Source organism: Bacteroidota bacterium, assembly GCA_016711505.1.
In the GTDB taxonomy this organism is placed as follows: domain Bacteria; phylum Bacteroidota; class Bacteroidia; order AKYH767-A; family 2013-40CM-41-45; genus JADKIH01.
Window position 1 is genome coordinate 74,252 of sequence record JADJSV010000018.1, and the last position, 18,136, is coordinate 92,387.

Here is an 18,136-nt window from a genome sequence, read left to right on the forward strand (position 1 = left end):
GCCGGAACAATTCAGCTTTCCGGAAATTTATTTAGAGTACCAGTTTAAATAATAGGATTGCAATGACTCCGAATACCATTGCGAAAATGTAGAAGCCTACATTTCCGGTTTGTACAAGGCGTAATGTTTTAGATCCAAATACCACAGTCTTGTTCACAGAGTTCACAAGTCCGTCGATTATTTTTATGTCGATGACCTTATAGAAGATCTCGCTTATTGCGCGAAGTGGACGAACGATGATCATATCATATAGTTCGTCGATGTAGAATTTGTTATATGATGCTCTTGCAAAAAACGAAAGCTGTTGTTCCTGAGCTGCAGGAACTCCTTTTGCCGAAGAATATATTTTAGCTGTAACAAAGAAAATAATAGCAAGTATGATCGTAGACCCGATCATTAATGTCCATTCAAAACTGTGTGAGGCTTCTGCGTGAATAAATGTTTCCGGAAAAGTTAGAATCGGTTCAAGGAAATGATTCAATGAGTGATGCTCTGAAAATACTTCCGGCAATCCCATGAATCCGCCAATTGCAGAAAGTATTGCAAGAATGATCAGAGGTATGGTCATTGATTTTGGCGACTCGTGCAAGTGGTGTTCCTGATCATGAGTTCCTCTGAATGCTCCGAAGAATGTGAGGAAGAACAATCTCAGCATATAGATAGATGTCATGACGGTTGTAATGGCAAGTACCCAAAAGACGGGTTTGTTCTGCATCCATGTTTTTGCAAGGATCTCGTCTTTAGAGAAAAATCCTGCAAGCGGAGGACAACCTACGATTGCAAGTGTTCCGATAAGAAAAACAAAATAGGTGATTGGAAGTTTCTTTTTAAGAGAACCCATTTTACGGATATCCTGTTCGCCGCTCATTGCATGAATTACACTTCCTGCTGCAAGGAATAACAGTGCTTTGAAAAAAGCATGTGTTGTTACATGAAATAGTGCTGTTGAGTACGCGCCAACACCAAGTGCAACAAACATATATCCCAGTTGTGAAACCGTAGAGTAGGCAAGTACTTTTTTAATGTCTGTCTGAGTGATGGCAATCGCAGCGGAGAATATTGCAGTTGCTGCACCGATCACAGTGATGACCGTTAATGTTGCCGGCGCAAGTGAATACAATACATTGGAACGAATGACCATGTAAATTCCGGCAGTAACCATCGTCGCAGCATGGATAAGTGCTGAAACAGGAGTAGGGCCGGCCATGGCATCAGGCAACCAGGTGTATAAAGGAATCTGTGCACTTTTTCCCATTGCCCCGATGAATAGTAACATTGTTATTGCAATGATTACAGGTTGATCAGTTGGAAATGCTCCTGCGGATGGGAATATTATGTTGAAAGAGGTAGTTCCAAAAGTCATATAGATCAAAATGATACCCAGAAGAAAACCAAGGTCTCCGATACGGTTCATTATGAATGCTTTATTCGCTGCTTTGTTATATTCCGGATTTTTAAACCAGAATCCGATCAATAGATAAGAACACAGACCAACACCTTCCCAACCGGCAAACATGACGATGTAATTCGAGCCCATTACCAGCAATAACATAAAGAAAATGAACATGTTAAGGTATGAAAAGAAGCGGGTGAACGCTTCGTCACTGTGCATATAGCCAATAGAATATAAGTGAATTAAAAAACCTACACCGGTGATTATCAATAACATGATCAGACTTAACTGGTCGATCATAAATGAAAATGGAATTGCTAAAGTGCCTGAAGAAATCCAGTTGAAAAGATCAAGGGTTACAGGCTGACCGTCAAATTGAGTAAAAATCGCAATTGTAACTACAAATGAAGCTAAGACCATTAAGGAGGCCAAAGCTCCGCTAACCGATTTGGGCATCTTCTTGCCTCCCAGACTGGTAATTAAAAAACCAACAAGCGGAAAGACAGGAATAAGCCACGCCAACTGAATCATGCGTTCTATTTTCTTTATTTTTTACTCAAAAATAAATATTTGAGCATAAAACCCGGAAGGGTTTTATAAGATGGCAAAAGTATAATTTATTAGGAAATCAACAACGACTATAATATTGTAAAGCAGATATTATGGCGAAGTTACTTTATCTAAAATTGTGGGGGCAATTGTATACGCGTCGACGAAAGACCTGTCGCCAACAAAATTAATTACGGCTTACTTGGCGATCTTCTCTTTTTGCTCTTTACCGGATTTTTGAAATGCTTGCTTGCGTTTCTCCGTTGTTGCGTCGATACTTACCTTTTCGGTTGCATAAACTGAGAAGCCATCTGCTTTGTATTCAGACATAAATACATCAAGATCAATCTTGTTCTCTACTGCAATGTGTTCAAGCTGACGGAAATATTCACCTAATTGATTCAGGTCTTTCTTCTGTTCTCTGGACAATGACATAACTTGTGGGTTGTTAATGTTTACGTCAAATTTAACAGAATTACGATGTTTAAGGTTACGACCTATGTCATCCGGAAAACTTGGTTATGAACTTCAATTGTTAATAACGTGATTCTATTTTCCCTGCACAAAAAAGCGACACGAAGCGCCTAGTTTTTTTAATCCGGTGGTACTGTCGATATACTTTACACTAAAATTTCCAACCAGTTCTCCCTTTGCCTCATCATATCGTTGAATGGTGATTATGGCTTCATCCGATTCGCCCTGTATTTCATAGGTGTCCTTATCGACAGCCGGATTCGAACCGAAAATTTCAATGGTTAGCTTTTGATGTGAGGCCGGATCACCATCCTTGTCGACCTTTATCTTCTTTGTTCCTTTCATAACAGGCGTCTCACCTGAAACAAGAATATTTCTTTCTCCGATTTTTCCCGAAAGGGTAAATGCAATAAATCCGGATTCATTATCAATGACCAGACAGTTGTCATTACAAGTAAGAACAGTAATTACTTCTTCCTTAAAATTTTCTCCCCGCAGTGATATCATGTTTATTCCATCTTTCTGAGAAAAGCAGAATGACTTAGTAAACAAAAAAAATAATATTAATCCCGCTGTTTTATTTTTCATACAATCCCTTCTTTTTTACAAATATAAATCAAAAAGGGGGCAATCAATAATTTTGATGGCCCCCTTTTCTGTGATTAAGTAATCTGACTATTCTGTTTTGATCATCCTGATTGTTTTATTAAAGTTTTCATTTTGCAAATTCAGAATATATATACCTGCTGAAAAATCTGACCCAATTGTAAATTCATTTTCTGTTTCAGTTCTTGCTTCGATTAATTTTCCTTCAAGATCAAATACTTTTACCTGAATTGCCTTGTCATTTCCATTCGTGTATATTGTAAATGAAGAAGAGCTTGGATTGGGATATACTTTTACATCAATTGAACTGATCGTTTCTTTCTTCGTGCGCAGACCAAAACATCCAACCTGACAATATTTGGAAATCTGCATGTCAACGGTTGCACCAAGATCCCATGAAGATGCTACATACACATCTTCACCGGTAGTCACTGTAATATCATTCACAATATTTGCAGGATCGTCGTCGCCACCAACACTTGCATCAACCCATTGCAGGTCTCCGTCAACACCGCTTGCTTTTGCAATCATGTATCTGTTTCTCGGCACACTTATACCTGCATACACATTAGAGTTTCCGCCAAAATAAATATTATTGTTGATGTCGATCGTCATGCAAACTGCTACTTCTTTCAGATCATCTTCGTCGCCATCGGGAGCATTTGGAAATACACTGAAGATTGTTGCACCGGTAGCAGAATTAAATTTAGAAACTTTTACACGTTGAACTTCTCCTGACGGATTGATATTATAAAAGTCAATATCATTTCCAACCGTTACCACATTGCCATCGGGACCTATCTGAACATCTACAGGAGAAAATCCTGATGGCCCTCCTGAACTTTCATAAGAAGTTGCCCAAAGGAATGCGCCTACCGAACTGAATTTTACAACATGGAAATCTGTGCGTACCGGAATGTAATTATCGTAATCACCAACAACAAATAATTGTCCTGCCGCATTAGCAACGATCTTATAAACAACTTCGTCGCGGAAACCGGCAGTTGAATATCTGATATTATAAAGAACAGTGTTGTTCTTCTTTATTTTCACAATACGGTAATCGTAATTACTTCCGCTGGTAGTTGTTGTTCCGCCAAAATAAATGTTGTCGTTTATGTCAAGCGACATATCAGCATTCGCCGAATTACTAAGTAAATTAACATCGGCAATATTTCTTGTCCAGTCGGTATTACCATTTCCACGGTTAAGTTTTCTTACGCTTACTCCGGCAGAAGTAAGGTAACTGATGTAAAGTCCGCTTCCGTTTGCAATTGCAAATTTTACAACGAAATTGGAATAATTTTTACGCCATTTTTCCTTTGCAACTGAATTGTATTTGATCAGCGTAAAAGACGAAGGTGAATTTTCGCATAGAACATAAATAGACTGTGCATCGTCTCTTTCGATCTGCTTAACGTTGGCATTACTCAGAAAAGTATTTGCAACATTGAGTGCCATTAGAGTTCCGTCCTCATCATAAGTAGAAGTAACGATCTTCGAGCCGCCGGCAAAAACAGAAACTCCGGCAAGATATTCAAGTCCGGCTTCAGTTGTTACGTGCAAACCACGGTCATTCATTCCTCCGTCGTATCGTTTCGACCATTCGCTGTCGATCGCCGAAAGGTTAGCTTTACAAAACATGAAAGCTAAAAGCGTGAGAGTAATTTTTAATTTTTTCATGGTACGTGTGTTTAGATTTTAAAGCTATACAAATAACATCAGTAATTCAAAGCGAAATAAAAATTGTGGAAAAAAGGGGGTTATAAGATAAAATTTGTGTATTTCATTGGGCAAGAAACAAATTATGAGACGATGTTCTTATTATTCCGGTTTTATTTTTACTGTTTTGTTATCACGCAATATATTTCTCTTAATGAGTGTAAGACTTTTCATATCTATCAAGTATAATTTCCTGGGTTAAATGAATTACTCCTTAATGTTTGATTTAAGAAGATCGTTATCCAATGAATCGCCTTCAGGAAATTTTTGAGTTTTCCATTGGTTCTCCAGAATCTTATACAGCGCCCAAACAAACAATAAACCGAAAGGCAAAGCGATAAGGCTTAGAATGATGGTGTTTGATTCGACGAGATCGGTGCCAACTAATAAATCGATGATGCCAATTGCCAGTCCTCCAATAAAAGTTCCAATGTAATAAGTAGCAATGCCTAATAAGGCATACCCCCATTTGCTTTTGTTGTGTTCAACAGCCAGTTCTGAATAATATTTCCAGATGAAGTAGATGAGTAAAAATCCTAACATGGTTTTAATTTTTTTTAAGGTTAAATTTTTTATTTAAAGATTCGCGATTCATTGTTTTTGCATGTGCTTTTGTCCAATTATATTTGACAAATTATTCTGTTATGTTGTATTCTCTCCTAATTAATTTTATAAGAGAGTCTGCTGATGATTTTTGTTTTGCAGTGATGTTTGTTATGTTATTAAGTGTAGTTTGATAATACAAAATATCGACATGATATTTTGTATTATTTCCAAGGTCCTTTTTTTGTTACGTTTATAACTTCCCCGTTCTGATTAATTCTGTATAATCCACCTGCTCCGCCTAACCATAAATTTCCCTTTCGGTCTTCCATCATTCCCATAATTGAAATTGGAACTTCATAGTGTTTAAAGTCTTTGCCATCAAATCTATATACTCCATTTTTTACTGTACTTATCCATATATTATCAGATTTGTCTCTATAGATTTGGTACACATCACCATCATTAAATCCTTTTATTTCTGGAAATGAAATAATATCATTCCCTATCATTTTATTGATTCCACCCTTTCCAAATCGCTTTTGGGGATCCGGATCATCTCTTTCAGCAACTCTCGTTCCAATCCAAACGTTTCCATCTTTGTCGAATTCAATTTGGGTGACATTATTTGAGTGCAGCCCATCTTTTTTCAGGAAATGAGTAAACGAATTTCCATCATATTTACAAACGCCATAGCCGTCTCTTAGAAACCAGATATTGCCCTTGGCATCTTCACTTATACCCATTATCCAATACTTGGTATCTTCATTTATTTTGGTGTCTACTTTTGGGTAAGGAACCGGAAATGGATGAAACGCTAGTCCATCAAATTTATAGACACCATTCCAGGTGCCAACCCAAAAAACGTTCTTCCTATCAATAAGTAAATTAGCAATCATATTGCTGCCGGAGTTGGTTCCTACTAAAAAATTGGTGAAATTCTTCCCATCATATTTGGTTAAGCCCTCTCCCGTATTTAACCAAAAGATACCATTTGAATCCTCTTTTATTGCAGTAACTCTATCAGATGGCAACCCATCCTTTGTTGTAAAGTACTTTAATTTTTCACCATCATACCTTGCAATTCCATTTCCATTTGTTCCAAACCATAAATTACCTTTCGAATCTTCAAATGCACTTGTAACATATTCTCCAATTTGAGATTCAATTTCTACTTTATCTGAATCACTTTTTTTATTAGTGTTCACTCTCTTTTCTTGTAAGTTACAAGAAGCTGATAAAATTGTTAACGTTAATAGAATAATCAGCTTCATTTATTTTCTGTTTTAATATAACGCACAACGTTCCACATATTTGCTATGGGCGGGCTTTTCAGCACAAATGTTTAATCGAAAAGATACAATCTTTATGTAACCACAAACTATCTACGGAGAACGAAACCCCGCCTATTGCAAATGTGCTGTTAGCAACAGTTATTTTTACTTCGTCCAAGGTTCTTTGTCTTTAGCATTCATAAATTTTTGTCCATCATAAATACTTATTCCTTGCCAAGTGCCAAACCATAGTTGACCTTTGTGGTCCTCAAGTATACTTTGAACCACGTTTGTGGTTAATCCGTCTTTAGTTGTGAATTGGGTGAAATCTGTTCCATCGAAACGATACACTCCATATCCTTCTGCCGTAAACCATATATTACCTTTGCTATCTTCACAAAAATTATAGGTTTCTAGACCTTCAATAATTCCGTCCTTTGTGAAGTTAGTGAATGTTTTTCCATCATATTTACTTACACCACCATTAAAAGTACCAATCCAAATATTTCCTTGCTTGTCTTCTAAAATATCAAAGACATTATTGTCGGCAAGTCCATTTTTAGTTGTTAAATGAGTAAACTCCCCGTTCTTGTATTTGAAAATTCCGTTTCCATCGGTAACAAACCACATCGTTCCATTTTTGTCTTCTAAAAATTGAAAAACCAATTTTTCTGATAACATAGGTTTTGGACTTTCGACCTTTGTTTCAGGTAAGATAAAAGGTGTAAATTTTTTACCATCAAAAAGACTGACGCCTTCGCCATTACTTATCCATATCAAGCCTTTTTTATCAATACAAATACTAAAGATTTCCTCTTTTTGAAGACCGACTTCTGTCGAGTATGACGCAAATTTCTCACCATCAAATTTTACTAGTCCGGTAGAAGTTGCAAACCAAACATTGCCAGCCTTGTCTTCAACAATTTCATAAACAACTTTTAATGGGCGGAGTCCTTCGATTGAAATTTTTTGAAGTGTTTGCCCATCATACCGGATAATACCATTTCCATTTGTTCCAAACCAATAATTCCCTTTTTTGTCCTGATACATTGTCCTTACAAACTCTCTTACCATTCCATTTAAATTTGTGTGAATTTGCGGAAATGTAGTGCTTTGATTTAATATGTGTGCTTGGGTGTTTACGTCATTTTCTATTATAATATTATCCGATTTTTCTGTCACTTGTCCTGTGCTTGACGTGATTTTAAAAGTCATTAGAAGCACAAAGAGATTTCTTGCGATGAATATTTCCGTTCTTTTAATGATTGTCATAGCATCGGTTAAATAATTGTTGCTAACGGTTCTCAGCTATACGCAGGCAGGGATTTTCACCACTGAACTTCCTACGAAGAACTGAATTTCAAATATAGCACTTTTCTGTCCTACGAAGCACGAAACCCCTGCTTGCGTATAGGTGATGTTATAAGCTGGCCTTCTGTCTGTCGAAGTTGTAAAGTCCTTGTCCACTGTGAGTTTCGGTGTTGTTGTCGAGTTAAGATTGGGTCTGTTTGTGTCGGCTGTGGGTAGCGGTTTTAAAAATTTTATAAGGGAAGGAAATTTTAAAAAATAATTTTTATTTGGGTGGTAAAGGTGTAAGCTCTTTTGCAATTTTTGGTTTGTGCGTTGGCTTGTGCGAATTGCAAATGTGCTTACACCTGTGTGATGGCTATTTTCTTCTGTTTAATTTCTCTTTTGCTGTGTCCACTAAATAATAGATCATAGGTACTAAAAACACAGTCAAAATTAAAGATGATAGAAGTCCGCCAATGATTACCCAAGCAAGTCCGTTTTTCCATTCTGCTGCTGTTCCTGTTGCCATTGCAATAGGAAGCATACCAATTACCATTGAAAGGGTTGTCATTAGAATTGGTCGCATACGACCTTTTCCTGCTATGATTAAGGCTTCTTTAAAATGTTTACCTTCTGCTTTTAATTGATTGGTAAAATCCACAATTAGAATAGCATTTTTTACCACTAAGCCCATTAGCATAATTAAACCCAATAGGGCGAATAAACTCAAATTACTTAAAGATAAATTCAAAGCGAAAAAAGCCCCAATTGCTGCAACTGGTATAGAAAACAAAACTACAAATGGATAAACAAAGCTGTCATATAGTGCTACCATAATCAAGTAAATCAGCAAAAACGAAATGAGCAACACTGAACCTAATGCTCCAAAACTATCATTCTGTCTTTTGATGTCGCTACCCCAAGTCATTTGTATCCCGTTTGGTAGCGGATTTTCTTTTAGATAAGCCACTACATCATCTGCCACAGTTCCTGATGGTCTACCCAATGCGTCAGCGGTAAGTGTAATAGCGGGCTGACGGTCTTTTCGTTCCAATAATGAAGGGGAATTGTCTTGTTCAACTGTTGCAAATTGTGAAACTTCCACTGGCAAACCCATCGGATTAACAATGGAAAGTTGTTGAACATCTTCAAAGTTTTGTCGGCTAAATTCATTCAACCAAATTCTCACTGGATATTCTGTTCCGTTCTCGGTAAGTGTGGCATCATCATTTCCAGTGAACGCTGTTCTTAGGTTCAATCCAACATAAGTCGTTGTTAAACCTAATCGTTGCATTTTATCTTTGTCGGGAATTATTTTGTATTCAGGACTACCTGCTTCAACTGATAAGCGAACATTATCAGCACCTGGAATTTTTTCAATTACCGCTTTTAGTTCATCACCAGTTTTCATCACCAAATCCAAATTACTTCCGCTTAAGGTAATTTCAATGGGTGCAGAACGAGGTATTAAGCCCAATGCTGCCATTGAATAATTGATACTCGGAAATTTTGACTTCAATTCATCCCGAAGATTTTTCATAAATGTTTCGGTCGGCACATTTTTAAGTTCCTTTTTAGATTTTAATTGAATGGTAAATTCTGTTTTGTTTGCAGAACCTACACCCAAACTTCCAATGCCTGTGCTTGGTCCACCAATGTTGCTGAATACCGTTGCTACTTCGGGTTGTTGAATAATGTATGTTTCAATTTTTTGAGCAATCAAGTTATTTTGCTGAATGGAAGTTGATTTGTCAAACTCCAAAGCCATTCTGAACTTTCCTTGGTCGCCTGTTGAAATTAATTCTTTACCAATAATTCCTTGTTTCATAATGCCCAAAGTCATTACAAAAAGCAATAAAACAATTCCAGTAAAAATTAGTTTATGGCTCAAAACCCATTCTAATTGTCTACCATACCAATTGGTAAATTTTTCTAATTGATTCTCAAACCAAAGTAAGAAACGATTGAAAATATTTGTCGGTTGTAAATCTTCTTTCTTTCCAATTCGTGAAGCCAGCCAAGGTGTAAGAGTAAAACCAACCAATAAACTGGTAAGTGTAGAAGTTACTACAACAACCGAAAACTGCTTGAGCATATCAGCAACAAATACTTGTAAAAAAAGAATTGGTAAAAATACCACTACGTCAACCAGAGTGATTGATAATGCAGCAAAGCCAATTTCCATACGACCATCCATTGCAGCAGTTCGTTTATCTTTTCCTTTGTCTAAATGTTTTTGAATATTTTCTAAAACTACCACGGCATCATCTACCAAAATCCCAATGATTAAAGACATTGCAAGCAAAGTCATTAGGTTAAGTGTGTAACCCAAAAGCCACATCACCGCAAACGCTGTAACCAATGAAGTAGGAATTGCAATTATTACAATCAATGAGTTTCTTAAACTTCTTAGGAATAAAAGCATTACTAATGAAACCAATATAACCGCCAAAATCAAATCAAAAATAACAGAATTAACCGCTGCAATCGTGTTGTCGGTGCTATCGTCTGCTATAATAAATTTTACTCCTGAACTTTCATTTTGTTGTTCAATTGAATGAAATTTTTCCCGAACCGCTTTTGAAACATCTACAGCGTTTGCATCACCTTGTTTTTTCAGCATTAAACCAATGCCGTTTTTACCGTTGTAGCGACTGATGGAAGTCGTTTCTTTTATACCATCAATAACATCTGCAATATCTTTTACATAAACTGGACTTCCTAAAACAGGCATAGCCACTTGAACGTTTTTAATGTCTTTTAATGATGTAAATTTTCCAGTTAAACGAACTGAATTACTTTCTTTCTCAGTTTGCACTTTTCCAGCAGGTAAGTCTAAGCCCGAACGATTGATAGCTTCAACAACCTGAATCATTGAAATTTTATACAATTTCAGTTTGTCTTGATTTATTTTTACTTGTATTTCTCTTTCTTCTCCTCCTAAAATGGTAATTTCTGCAACACCTTTTATTTGTTGAATTTGTGGAAGATAATCGTCTTTCATTTTTTGATAAAACTCGGTGGCAGACAAATTACTTGTAGCACTGATGGACATTATCGGCAAATCATTTGGCGAAACTTTACTCATTACAGGACTTAAAATATCCTGTGGTAAATCTTTACGAATGTTGTCAATATAGCGTTGAGCATCTTGCATTGTTTTATCTAAATCTGTTCCATATTTCAGATTTGCGATGATGATGGAAGCGTTTGGTAACGACTTTGTAACCAAGTAATCTACACCTTCCAAATTGGATAAGGCATCTTCTATTTTTCGTGACACCGATGTTTCTACTTCGTTAGGTTCGGCACCAGGGTAAACAGTTTTAATTACAACTACGGGCTGATTAAAGTCGGGCATTAACTCGTAACTCAAATTTTTATAACCGATAAATCCTAATAAAGTAAATACGCTAAAAAGCACTATTATGAGCGAAGGTCGTTTGATTGAAATTTCTGTAATGTTCATTTTTCGCTGATTTTATTTAACAGTAACATTTGCACCGTCAAAAAGATTTATAAAGCCATTCGTTACAATTACATCACCTGTTTTTAAACCGCTTGACAATACTGATTTGTTCTTTATCTTTTTTGAAATAGTGATATTTTGCAAATGGGCTTTGCCATTTTTTACTATGTAAACTTGTGGTTGATTTTCGGATCCAAGAATAGAAGAGGACGAAATAATAATTCCCTTTTCTTGTATGTCGTTTTTCAAATTCACTTTGCCAAACATTCCTGATTTTATTTTCAAATCGGATGTGTTATTTACCATAAATTGAACAGGAAAACTATTACCCATATTGGATTTACTGCCTATCATATTAGTTTTTCCAGTTAATAGAATTTCAGAATAAGCATCTACAGTTAGAGAATAGATTTGATTTAATTTGAATTGGCTTAAATCTTTTTCGGGAACATTTATGGTGAATTTTAAAGTTGTAATTTCAGTAATTTGAAGCAATGGAACACCGGGTGCTGCAAATGCACCTTCCTCACTTAACTTTGCGGTAACTACCCCATTAAAAGGGGCTTTGATTATGGTTTTATTTATTTGCTCAAGTAAAGTTGCTTTCTGAACTTTTGCAGATTTTAAACCTAACTCTGCTTTTTCTAACTGAATGCCTTGAATGGCATCTGCTTTAACCAAAATGGAATAACGATTTACATCTGCTTCCAATCCTTCTATTTGCACTTCAATAGTTTGAAGTTGCAATTTTAGCAATGAATTATCTAATTGAATTAAAGTTTGACCTTTTCGAACCACACTTCCAGCTTCAACTAAAAAAGTATTGATTTTCCCTTGTAATTCTGCACTTATTTTTGTTTCCTTATTGGGCTCAAATGTTCCTGAATAAAAATATTCTGCATTCACATTTTCAAATTGTATTGTATCTGCCTGAACATTTACAGCTTCTTCTTTATTGTATCGATACACTTTACTCATCGTAATTTCTTTGTTGTTTTTCAATTTAATTACAACAATGGCAATCAATACCAACGGTATAATGATAAATAGCGCTTTTTTTAGCAGTGATGATTTTGAATTCATTGTTGATGTTATTTATTTGTTGAAATATTCCCAGTTAGTTTTTTAAGTTCTAAATCTGCTTTTAGATAATCAATTACAGCAGATAGATAGGTTTGTTGTGCTTCACGCAAAGCATTGTCCGCAAGTAAAACATCTGTTAAACTTGCTGTTCCTAGTTTTTGCTGGAGAATAGTTTGCTTGTAAATAGTTTTCGCCAGTTCAATTTGTTCCGTTGTTGTTTCTACTGTTTTTTTAGCAACTTCTCTTTGCATTTTTGCATTTTGAACCTGCATATTATTTTGTTCAGAGAGTAAACCGTTTTGAAGTTCATTGTTTTGAAGTTCAATTTTTTTCTGATTTATTTTTCTTTGTGTTACGGTTCCGTTAAATAGTGGATAAGAGAGTTGAATACCTGCAAAACCAATAGGGTAGAATTTTAGAAAATCATTCGGTTGTTTGTCATAACCGAAACCTGTTGTTCCATACATTCCAATAAGATTAAGCGAAGGTAAAAACCTTGATCTGTTTAACATGCTTAATTCACTCGACAATATACGGTTTTGAGTTTTTATAATACGAATATCTAAAGTTGATGAAGGAGTATATTCATTTGTGTTTTGATATTGAATGTTTGGTTCAATTTGTAGATTTTGTTCAATGGAAATACCCATTGCAAATTTTAACGCATTCAGAACTTGCTCGTATTTGCTGCTGATACTTTCTTTTTGGGTTGTTAGTTGTGCAACCTGCAATTTCACCTTGCTTACATCAGTTCCTTTGGCAACCAATTGTTCATTGAGCAATTGCATATTTTTTACCAGTCGAGTGGCATTTATAAGATTGCTGTCAATAAAAGCTAATTGGTGATGCAGTATTTGTGCGTTGTAATACAGATTTGAGATTTCAAAATAGATTTGTTCTTCGGTTTTTTGGGATTGTAATTCGTTCAATTGCGATGCAATTTTTGTCGTTTGAATTGCCCCGTAAACTTGCGGATTATACAATGGCATTGACAATTGTAAGTTTGCATTGATGTTGTGTGGAACACCAAATTGAGCTTCTTTAAATTGCCCCTCTGGAACCGAAGGATTAAAAACAGACATAGGCATCAACTGATATGGCAGATTTGTAAAATATTTATAGTCTGCATTGATAGAAAGCTTTGGAATTAAATTAGCTTTTGCTTCTTTTACTTTTTGATCACCAATGGAAATATTATTTCTACTTATTTGTAGGTTTTTATTCCGAACCTTTGCCGTATCAATACATTGTTGCAAAGTCCAAGTTTGTGCTTGGGCAGTTTGAAATCCTATCGTTAAAAGTAGAATTAAAATGTGTTTGTGAATATTCGCTAACTTCATTGGTCAATTTTTTTTATTTGATGAGTATTAATTGACATTCAATTTTTCCTTCAACCCAATGTTTTACCATTGGTTCAATGTTTACATAATCTCCAGTTTTTAATGTTTCTCTTACACCGTTTTCGTTTTCAAAAATCGCTTCTCCTTTTATGCAAATCAAAAGTGCAGGAGTTTTGGTGATATGTTCTTTTAGTTTTTCGCCTTCCAAAATTTGTATGGCAGTTGCATTTCCTAATTCGCTTTTAAAAAGAGAAGTTGCTGAAACTGGTTTTTCTTGTGTGTGTAATTCTTTTATGTTCATTGGAAGTATTGATTAAATGTTGTGAATGAAGTTTGAATATTTTCAAATTGCTTTGATGCTTCTGTTTCGTCTTTAGCTTCTGAAAGTTCTTTTACTAAATCAATGTATGGCAAAAGCCACTTATGAAGTTCATCGTGTGCTTTGCCTTTCATTGTGCAATTAGTAGTAAGTAAATCAATATTGGATTGTAATTTTTCAGATAATGATTTGTAATCTTTTTGCTCAACCTTAATAAATGAATTTATATCAGTTTCCATATTGCGAATATGTATTATCATATTGGAATCAACTTTCCATTTTTCTCCATTATTAAGTTCGATGGCTTCACTTTCTTCATCGTGCAGGTGTTCCTTGTGATTGGCCGATTTCGTTTGTACTTTTGATTTTACATTAGTTGTGTTTCCACAACCGATAAGAATCAAACTGAATGTTAGAAGTGAAATTATTTTTGTTTTCATATTTTCTTTTTTGTAATTGTGAAATAAGCAATACTTGCAAATGCTAGAGTTACAGCAATTCTAAAAATCATTGCACCGATGGTTTTTTCTTCATAAATACCGCCTGAACTTGCGTGAATTTTAAGACCGATAAAAGCTGTTAGTAGAATAAGTGTTGAAATTCCTAAAAGCGATGTAGTCCATTTCTTGCTTTTAATAAACCCATAAGCAGCTAACAGATAAAGAATGCTACTGATGAAATTTGACCAAACCACAAACAGAACATAATTGCCCTCTTTGGCTCTAATGCCAAACAAATCAAATATTACGGAAGTGCTTAGGAATAAAGTAAGCAAGCCAAATCCGGCTAAAATAATTGCAAATAAATATGGAAGTATTTTTTTCATAATCTTTATGGTTCTACAATTATTTTTTGAGTTGCTTTTTCATAAGTGGTTTCAATGGTGATGTAATAAATTCCGCCATTGATAAGGTTTTTAATTCTTTTAGAGTAGGTGTTTTCTCCTGCTTGTAAGTTTTTAAGAACTGTATTTTCAATTAATTTCCCGCTGGCATCGCTAATTGTAAGTTTTACTTCACCTTTATCCCTAAGATTAAATTTCACCATGAAATTGCCATTGTTAGGATTTGGATACACTTGCATTTGCAATGTTCCAATGCTATGAGTGTTCAACTCGTGAATGCCAACCGTTGAATTTTTTATCACAAATACTTTAAATATTTGACTGCTTGCACTGCTTTGCGTGCCAGTATTTGTAAAAAAGATATTAGCTGCTGTGCTGCTTATACCGCCATAGATATAACCAACCAAAGTTGTGTCAGCCGTAAAATTATCTAATTTAAATACTTCGTTGCTATAATGTGGCAATGTATTTATGGGAATAAATTCAGAACCTGCACCGAGTAAAGTAGGCATTGCAATAGGTAATTTATATTCAGCCATTGTGCCACTTGCATCTCTTGTCACTCGTGCTATGGTTTTTTACAAATGGAACATTGTTGTCTTGAACCAATATTCCTAAACTATCATAATATTGAGCAATACCACCAAAAAACACCGTGTGCATTTCGTTGTTTGAAGCACTATATATTGGAATATGAGCACAGTGGTAGTGATTGTAATATTGAGAAAAAGCATTGTTTACTGTATGCCCTGTGCTGTCTATATTTACACAATTTAAATAAGGTAAATCAACACCCACTTGAAATACTCCCGAAAATGCAGTTAAACCTTCTTGGCCTGTTGGCATTATTTGCGGAACTACATTATAATCTCTTCTGTGAAGATTTGCAGCATCTACTATTGCAGGTAGATGTGTAACAGAAAGCGTTACACCATTATCGAAGATTGTAAATTTTCTGCTTGCGTTAGTATAGATTTGAACAAATCCAGGTCCATGAGTTGGACCCATTGGGTTATACCTGCCGATAAATTTTTGACCGCCAGTAAGATAGAAAGTGTTATTGATTTTATTGAGATAACCGCCAGTAACAGCAAACATTGTGTCTGTTATCTGCCTAAAATTTGTTGCAAACGATGTTCCATTGATAACTGCATTTATAACATCGGGAACTTTAACTGCACTAAGATTTGGGTAGGTGATATGGTCAGCAGAAGTGTTGCTGTAACCATAGCCGCCTACCAAGTATAAATAATTTCCCTCCTGAAAAAATTCCATATTGGTTGAACTTAATTGTTCTTGCAAACCAATTGGAAGTGATGATAATGGAGCCGTCCATTTTTGTTGTGCAACTGGGTCAACAACTATTAATTGATTGTTGTGTCCCGCCACATCAAATGCAGCAAAGGGTTGTCTACGGTGCAAGCCATCTAATCGTCCACCAATAATTAACCACTTACCATTGTGTTGACCCCAAGCATAAGCTTGTAAACCACCCAAGCCACTTATATTCATTGGTTCAATAGCAATATGAAATGGTGCAGTTTGAGCATTGCCTTGTGAGGTGAAAGCAATTAATAGTATTGCTAAAATTTTAATTCTGTTCATCATCTATTTGTTTTTTATTAATGTTAAAACCGATTGTATCATATTGTCACCGTTTCTACTTATGTCAAATTGAAAATTTGCAACTCTCCATTTAAACATTTTCAGTCGGAAAGTTCCCATCACGATATGCATTAATTCATCAGATGTTATAGAATTTGTAAAAACTTTTTTTTGTTGCCCTTCCAAAATTATAGGCATTAAGTGTTTCATTTTTACACCCATTATTTTCAATATAGTTTCGTTTATGCGTTGACTTTCTTCCATAAGTCCATCAGAAAATACCGCCACTACAAAGTGTGGGTTCTTTTTAAAAAATGAAAACTGATTTTGAAACAGCGTTATGAATTTTTCTTCGGGTGATTGATCGCTGGAAATTGCATTAGTATAGCGTTCATCCATACTCTTAGCAAGATATTCGAGCAAGGCAATAATTATTTCTTCCTTGCTTGTAAAGTGCCTGTAAATGGCACTTTCAGAAAACTTCATTTCCTTAGCAAGGTTCTTAATTGTTAAGCCACTTACTCCCGAAGTAGTAAGTATTTTACCTGCTGCTTCTATAATTTCAAGTTGTCTGTCTGAAATTGCTGTTGTCATTTGTTATTTTTTTAAGAATGAAGAATACATCCATACTTGTTTTTCCTGAAAACGGATATAATCGCTCATTAAAGCATTTGTTCCTTCATCGTTCGCATCAGTAGCTAATGCAAGAATTTCTCTTTGCATTACGATTACTGTTTTAAATGCTTCCAGAATTTGTTCAACTGCAATTAAACCATCAGAAATTTTCTTGCTTTCCTTTATTGTTGATGTTTTAGAATATTGAGAATAACTATGCTCGGGTGTATGCCCCAATGTTAATATACGTTCAGCAACTTCATCAATTTTTAGCAACAAATCATTGTAGAGTTCTTCAAATTTTAAATGCAGCTCAAAAAACTTTTCACCTTTGATGTTCCAGTGAAAGCCCCTCGTGTTTTGATAAAAGATTGAATAGTTTGCCAATAACTTGTTTAATTTATTTGCCAAATCTTCGGCTTTGTCTTGGTGTAAACCAATTGCATTTATTTTTTTCATCTTTATTTATTTTAGAGTTTATGATTTATTGAGTGACAGATTTCATTTTCAAAAAGGCAACACCTAACCAAATTACCGAAGCTGTCATTGCAATTGCTCCGATTAATACTAAAGCAGGAGGCAAACCAAAATACACCTCTGTTAGTATTCCTATTGGCATTAACAATCCAGTAAGTGCCAACCAAGAAATGACTTTCACGTTTTGGAGTTTGTCTCTGAAATGTAGAAGCAAATAACCAATTAGGATGTTTAGAAAGGCAAACAAGTTCCCGTGAACGTGAGCCAGTCTGCTTTCAAAATGTTTTCCGATACTGTATGAGTTTGCCCATTCTTCTTTACCCGGAGCAAAGTCACGGAGGTAGATTAATAGAAAGCCATAAGCCATAAAAAGCCCCATTGTCAGGAAGCCAATTGCGATGTTGTTTTTGCCGTTCATTTTGATTGTATTTATAATGTTAGTGAATATTCACTCACAAAGGTAATTGAATTATATTCACGCCTGCAAGTTTTTTTTGAGAAAACTTTAAAATATGACGAAAATCATCTGGTGC

18 protein-coding genes are annotated in these 18,136 nt (G+C 35.3%); all 18 read right to left on the reverse strand.

What is annotated here, in order from left to right; all coding sequences use genetic code 11:
* Nucleotides 1-31 precede the first annotated feature (31 nt).
* A complete protein-coding gene (gene nuoL, locus IPL24_16335; protein MBK8365171.1) occupies nucleotides 32-1,924 on the reverse strand; it encodes an NADH-quinone oxidoreductase subunit L in 1,893 nt (630 codons plus the stop codon).
* Nucleotides 1,925-2,140: 216 nt separating this feature from the next.
* Entirely contained in the window at nucleotides 2,141-2,377 is a 237-nt protein-coding gene (locus IPL24_16340; protein MBK8365172.1) for a hypothetical protein, read from the reverse strand.
* 114 nt (nucleotides 2,378-2,491) lie between these two features.
* A complete protein-coding gene (locus IPL24_16345; GenBank protein ID MBK8365173.1) occupies nucleotides 2,492-3,004 on the reverse strand; it encodes a hypothetical protein in 513 nt (170 codons plus the stop codon).
* An 87-nt stretch (nucleotides 3,005-3,091) separates the two neighbouring features.
* Nucleotides 3,092-4,705, reverse strand: coding sequence for a T9SS type A sorting domain-containing protein (locus tag IPL24_16350; protein MBK8365174.1), 1,614 nt, complete (start codon nucleotides 4,703-4,705; stop codon nucleotides 3,092-3,094).
* Between the two features lie 246 nt (nucleotides 4,706-4,951).
* Nucleotides 4,952-5,287: a hypothetical protein gene (locus IPL24_16355; GenBank protein MBK8365175.1), complete on the reverse strand. Its 336-nt coding sequence runs from the start codon at nucleotides 5,285-5,287 to the stop codon at nucleotides 4,952-4,954.
* A 224-nt stretch (nucleotides 5,288-5,511) separates the two neighbouring features.
* Entirely contained in the window at nucleotides 5,512-6,495 is a 984-nt protein-coding gene (locus tag IPL24_16360) for a hypothetical protein (protein ID MBK8365176.1), read from the reverse strand.
* Nucleotides 6,496-6,726: 231 nt separating this feature from the next.
* Entirely contained in the window at nucleotides 6,727-7,833 is a 1,107-nt protein-coding gene (locus IPL24_16365; protein MBK8365177.1) for a hypothetical protein, read from the reverse strand.
* Nucleotides 7,834-8,227: 394 nt separating this feature from the next.
* The gene (locus tag IPL24_16370; GenBank protein ID MBK8365178.1) at nucleotides 8,228-11,320 is read right to left on the reverse strand and encodes an efflux RND transporter permease subunit; all 3,093 of its coding nucleotides are present in this window, start codon (nucleotides 11,318-11,320) and stop codon (nucleotides 8,228-8,230) included.
* Nucleotides 11,321-11,332: 12 nt separating this feature from the next.
* A complete protein-coding gene (locus IPL24_16375; GenBank protein ID MBK8365179.1) occupies nucleotides 11,333-12,403 on the reverse strand; it encodes an efflux RND transporter periplasmic adaptor subunit in 1,071 nt (356 codons plus the stop codon).
* A gap of 8 nt (nucleotides 12,404-12,411) precedes the next feature.
* Complete coding sequence (locus IPL24_16380; GenBank protein MBK8365180.1) at nucleotides 12,412-13,743, reverse strand: TolC family protein; 1,332 nt, start codon at nucleotides 13,741-13,743, stop codon at nucleotides 12,412-12,414.
* Between the two features lie 13 nt (nucleotides 13,744-13,756).
* A complete protein-coding gene (locus tag IPL24_16385) occupies nucleotides 13,757-14,044 on the reverse strand; it encodes a hypothetical protein (protein ID MBK8365181.1) in 288 nt (95 codons plus the stop codon).
* Nucleotides 14,041-14,502, reverse strand: coding sequence for a hypothetical protein (locus IPL24_16390; protein ID MBK8365182.1), 462 nt, complete (start codon nucleotides 14,500-14,502; stop codon nucleotides 14,041-14,043). The genes IPL24_16385 and IPL24_16390 overlap by 4 nt, the downstream gene beginning before the upstream one ends.
* A complete protein-coding gene (locus IPL24_16395; GenBank protein ID MBK8365183.1) occupies nucleotides 14,499-14,888 on the reverse strand; it encodes a hypothetical protein in 390 nt (129 codons plus the stop codon). Before IPL24_16395 ends, IPL24_16390 begins: the two co-directional genes overlap by 4 nt.
* A gap of 5 nt (nucleotides 14,889-14,893) precedes the next feature.
* Nucleotides 14,894-15,469, reverse strand: coding sequence for a T9SS type A sorting domain-containing protein (locus tag IPL24_16400; GenBank protein ID MBK8365184.1), 576 nt, complete (start codon nucleotides 15,467-15,469; stop codon nucleotides 14,894-14,896).
* Entirely contained in the window at nucleotides 15,438-16,511 is a 1,074-nt protein-coding gene (locus IPL24_16405) for a hypothetical protein (GenBank protein MBK8365185.1), read from the reverse strand. The genes IPL24_16400 and IPL24_16405 overlap by 32 nt, the downstream gene beginning before the upstream one ends.
* Before the next feature lie 3 nt (nucleotides 16,512-16,514).
* Complete coding sequence (locus IPL24_16410; protein MBK8365186.1) at nucleotides 16,515-17,105, reverse strand: TetR/AcrR family transcriptional regulator; 591 nt, start codon at nucleotides 17,103-17,105, stop codon at nucleotides 16,515-16,517.
* Between the two features lie 3 nt (nucleotides 17,106-17,108).
* On the reverse strand, nucleotides 17,109-17,585 hold the full coding sequence (locus IPL24_16415) for a DNA starvation/stationary phase protection protein (protein MBK8365187.1): 477 nt from the start codon (nucleotides 17,583-17,585) through the stop codon (nucleotides 17,109-17,111).
* A 25-nt stretch (nucleotides 17,586-17,610) separates the two neighbouring features.
* On the reverse strand, nucleotides 17,611-18,021 hold the full coding sequence (locus IPL24_16420) for a hypothetical protein (GenBank protein ID MBK8365188.1): 411 nt from the start codon (nucleotides 18,019-18,021) through the stop codon (nucleotides 17,611-17,613).
* Nucleotides 18,022-18,136 lie beyond the last annotated feature (115 nt).

Coding starts and splice junctions, on each gene's coding strand:
- nuoL (MBK8365171.1), bottom strand. CDS start 1,924: ATGATTCAGTTGGCGTGGCTTATTCCTGTCTTTCCGCTTGTTGGTTTT.
- IPL24_16340 (MBK8365172.1), bottom strand. CDS start 2,377: ATGTCATTGTCCAGAGAACAGAAGAAAGACCTGAATCAATTAGGTGAA.
- IPL24_16345 (MBK8365173.1), bottom strand. CDS start 3,004: ATGAAAAATAAAACAGCGGGATTAATATTATTTTTTTTGTTTACTAAG.
- IPL24_16350 (MBK8365174.1), bottom strand. CDS start 4,705: ATGAAAAAATTAAAAATTACTCTCACGCTTTTAGCTTTCATGTTTTGT.
- IPL24_16355 (MBK8365175.1), bottom strand. CDS start 5,287: ATGTTAGGATTTTTACTCATCTACTTCATCTGGAAATATTATTCAGAA.
- IPL24_16365 (MBK8365177.1), bottom strand. CDS start 7,833: ATGACAATCATTAAAAGAACGGAAATATTCATCGCAAGAAATCTCTTT.
- IPL24_16370 (MBK8365178.1), bottom strand. CDS start 11,320: ATGAACATTACAGAAATTTCAATCAAACGACCTTCGCTCATAATAGTG.
- IPL24_16375 (MBK8365179.1), bottom strand. CDS start 12,403: ATGAATTCAAAATCATCACTGCTAAAAAAAGCGCTATTTATCATTATA.
- IPL24_16380 (MBK8365180.1), bottom strand. CDS start 13,743: ATGAAGTTAGCGAATATTCACAAACACATTTTAATTCTACTTTTAACG.
- IPL24_16385 (MBK8365181.1), bottom strand. CDS start 14,044: ATGAACATAAAAGAATTACACACACAAGAAAAACCAGTTTCAGCAACT.
- IPL24_16390 (MBK8365182.1), bottom strand. CDS start 14,502: ATGAAAACAAAAATAATTTCACTTCTAACATTCAGTTTGATTCTTATC.
- IPL24_16395 (MBK8365183.1), bottom strand. CDS start 14,888: ATGAAAAAAATACTTCCATATTTATTTGCAATTATTTTAGCCGGATTT.
- IPL24_16405 (MBK8365185.1), bottom strand. CDS start 16,511: ATGAACAGAATTAAAATTTTAGCAATACTATTAATTGCTTTCACCTCA.
- IPL24_16410 (MBK8365186.1), bottom strand. CDS start 17,105: ATGACAACAGCAATTTCAGACAGACAACTTGAAATTATAGAAGCAGCA.
- IPL24_16415 (MBK8365187.1), bottom strand. CDS start 17,585: ATGAAAAAAATAAATGCAATTGGTTTACACCAAGACAAAGCCGAAGAT.
- IPL24_16420 (MBK8365188.1), bottom strand. CDS start 18,021: ATGAACGGCAAAAACAACATCGCAATTGGCTTCCTGACAATGGGGCTT.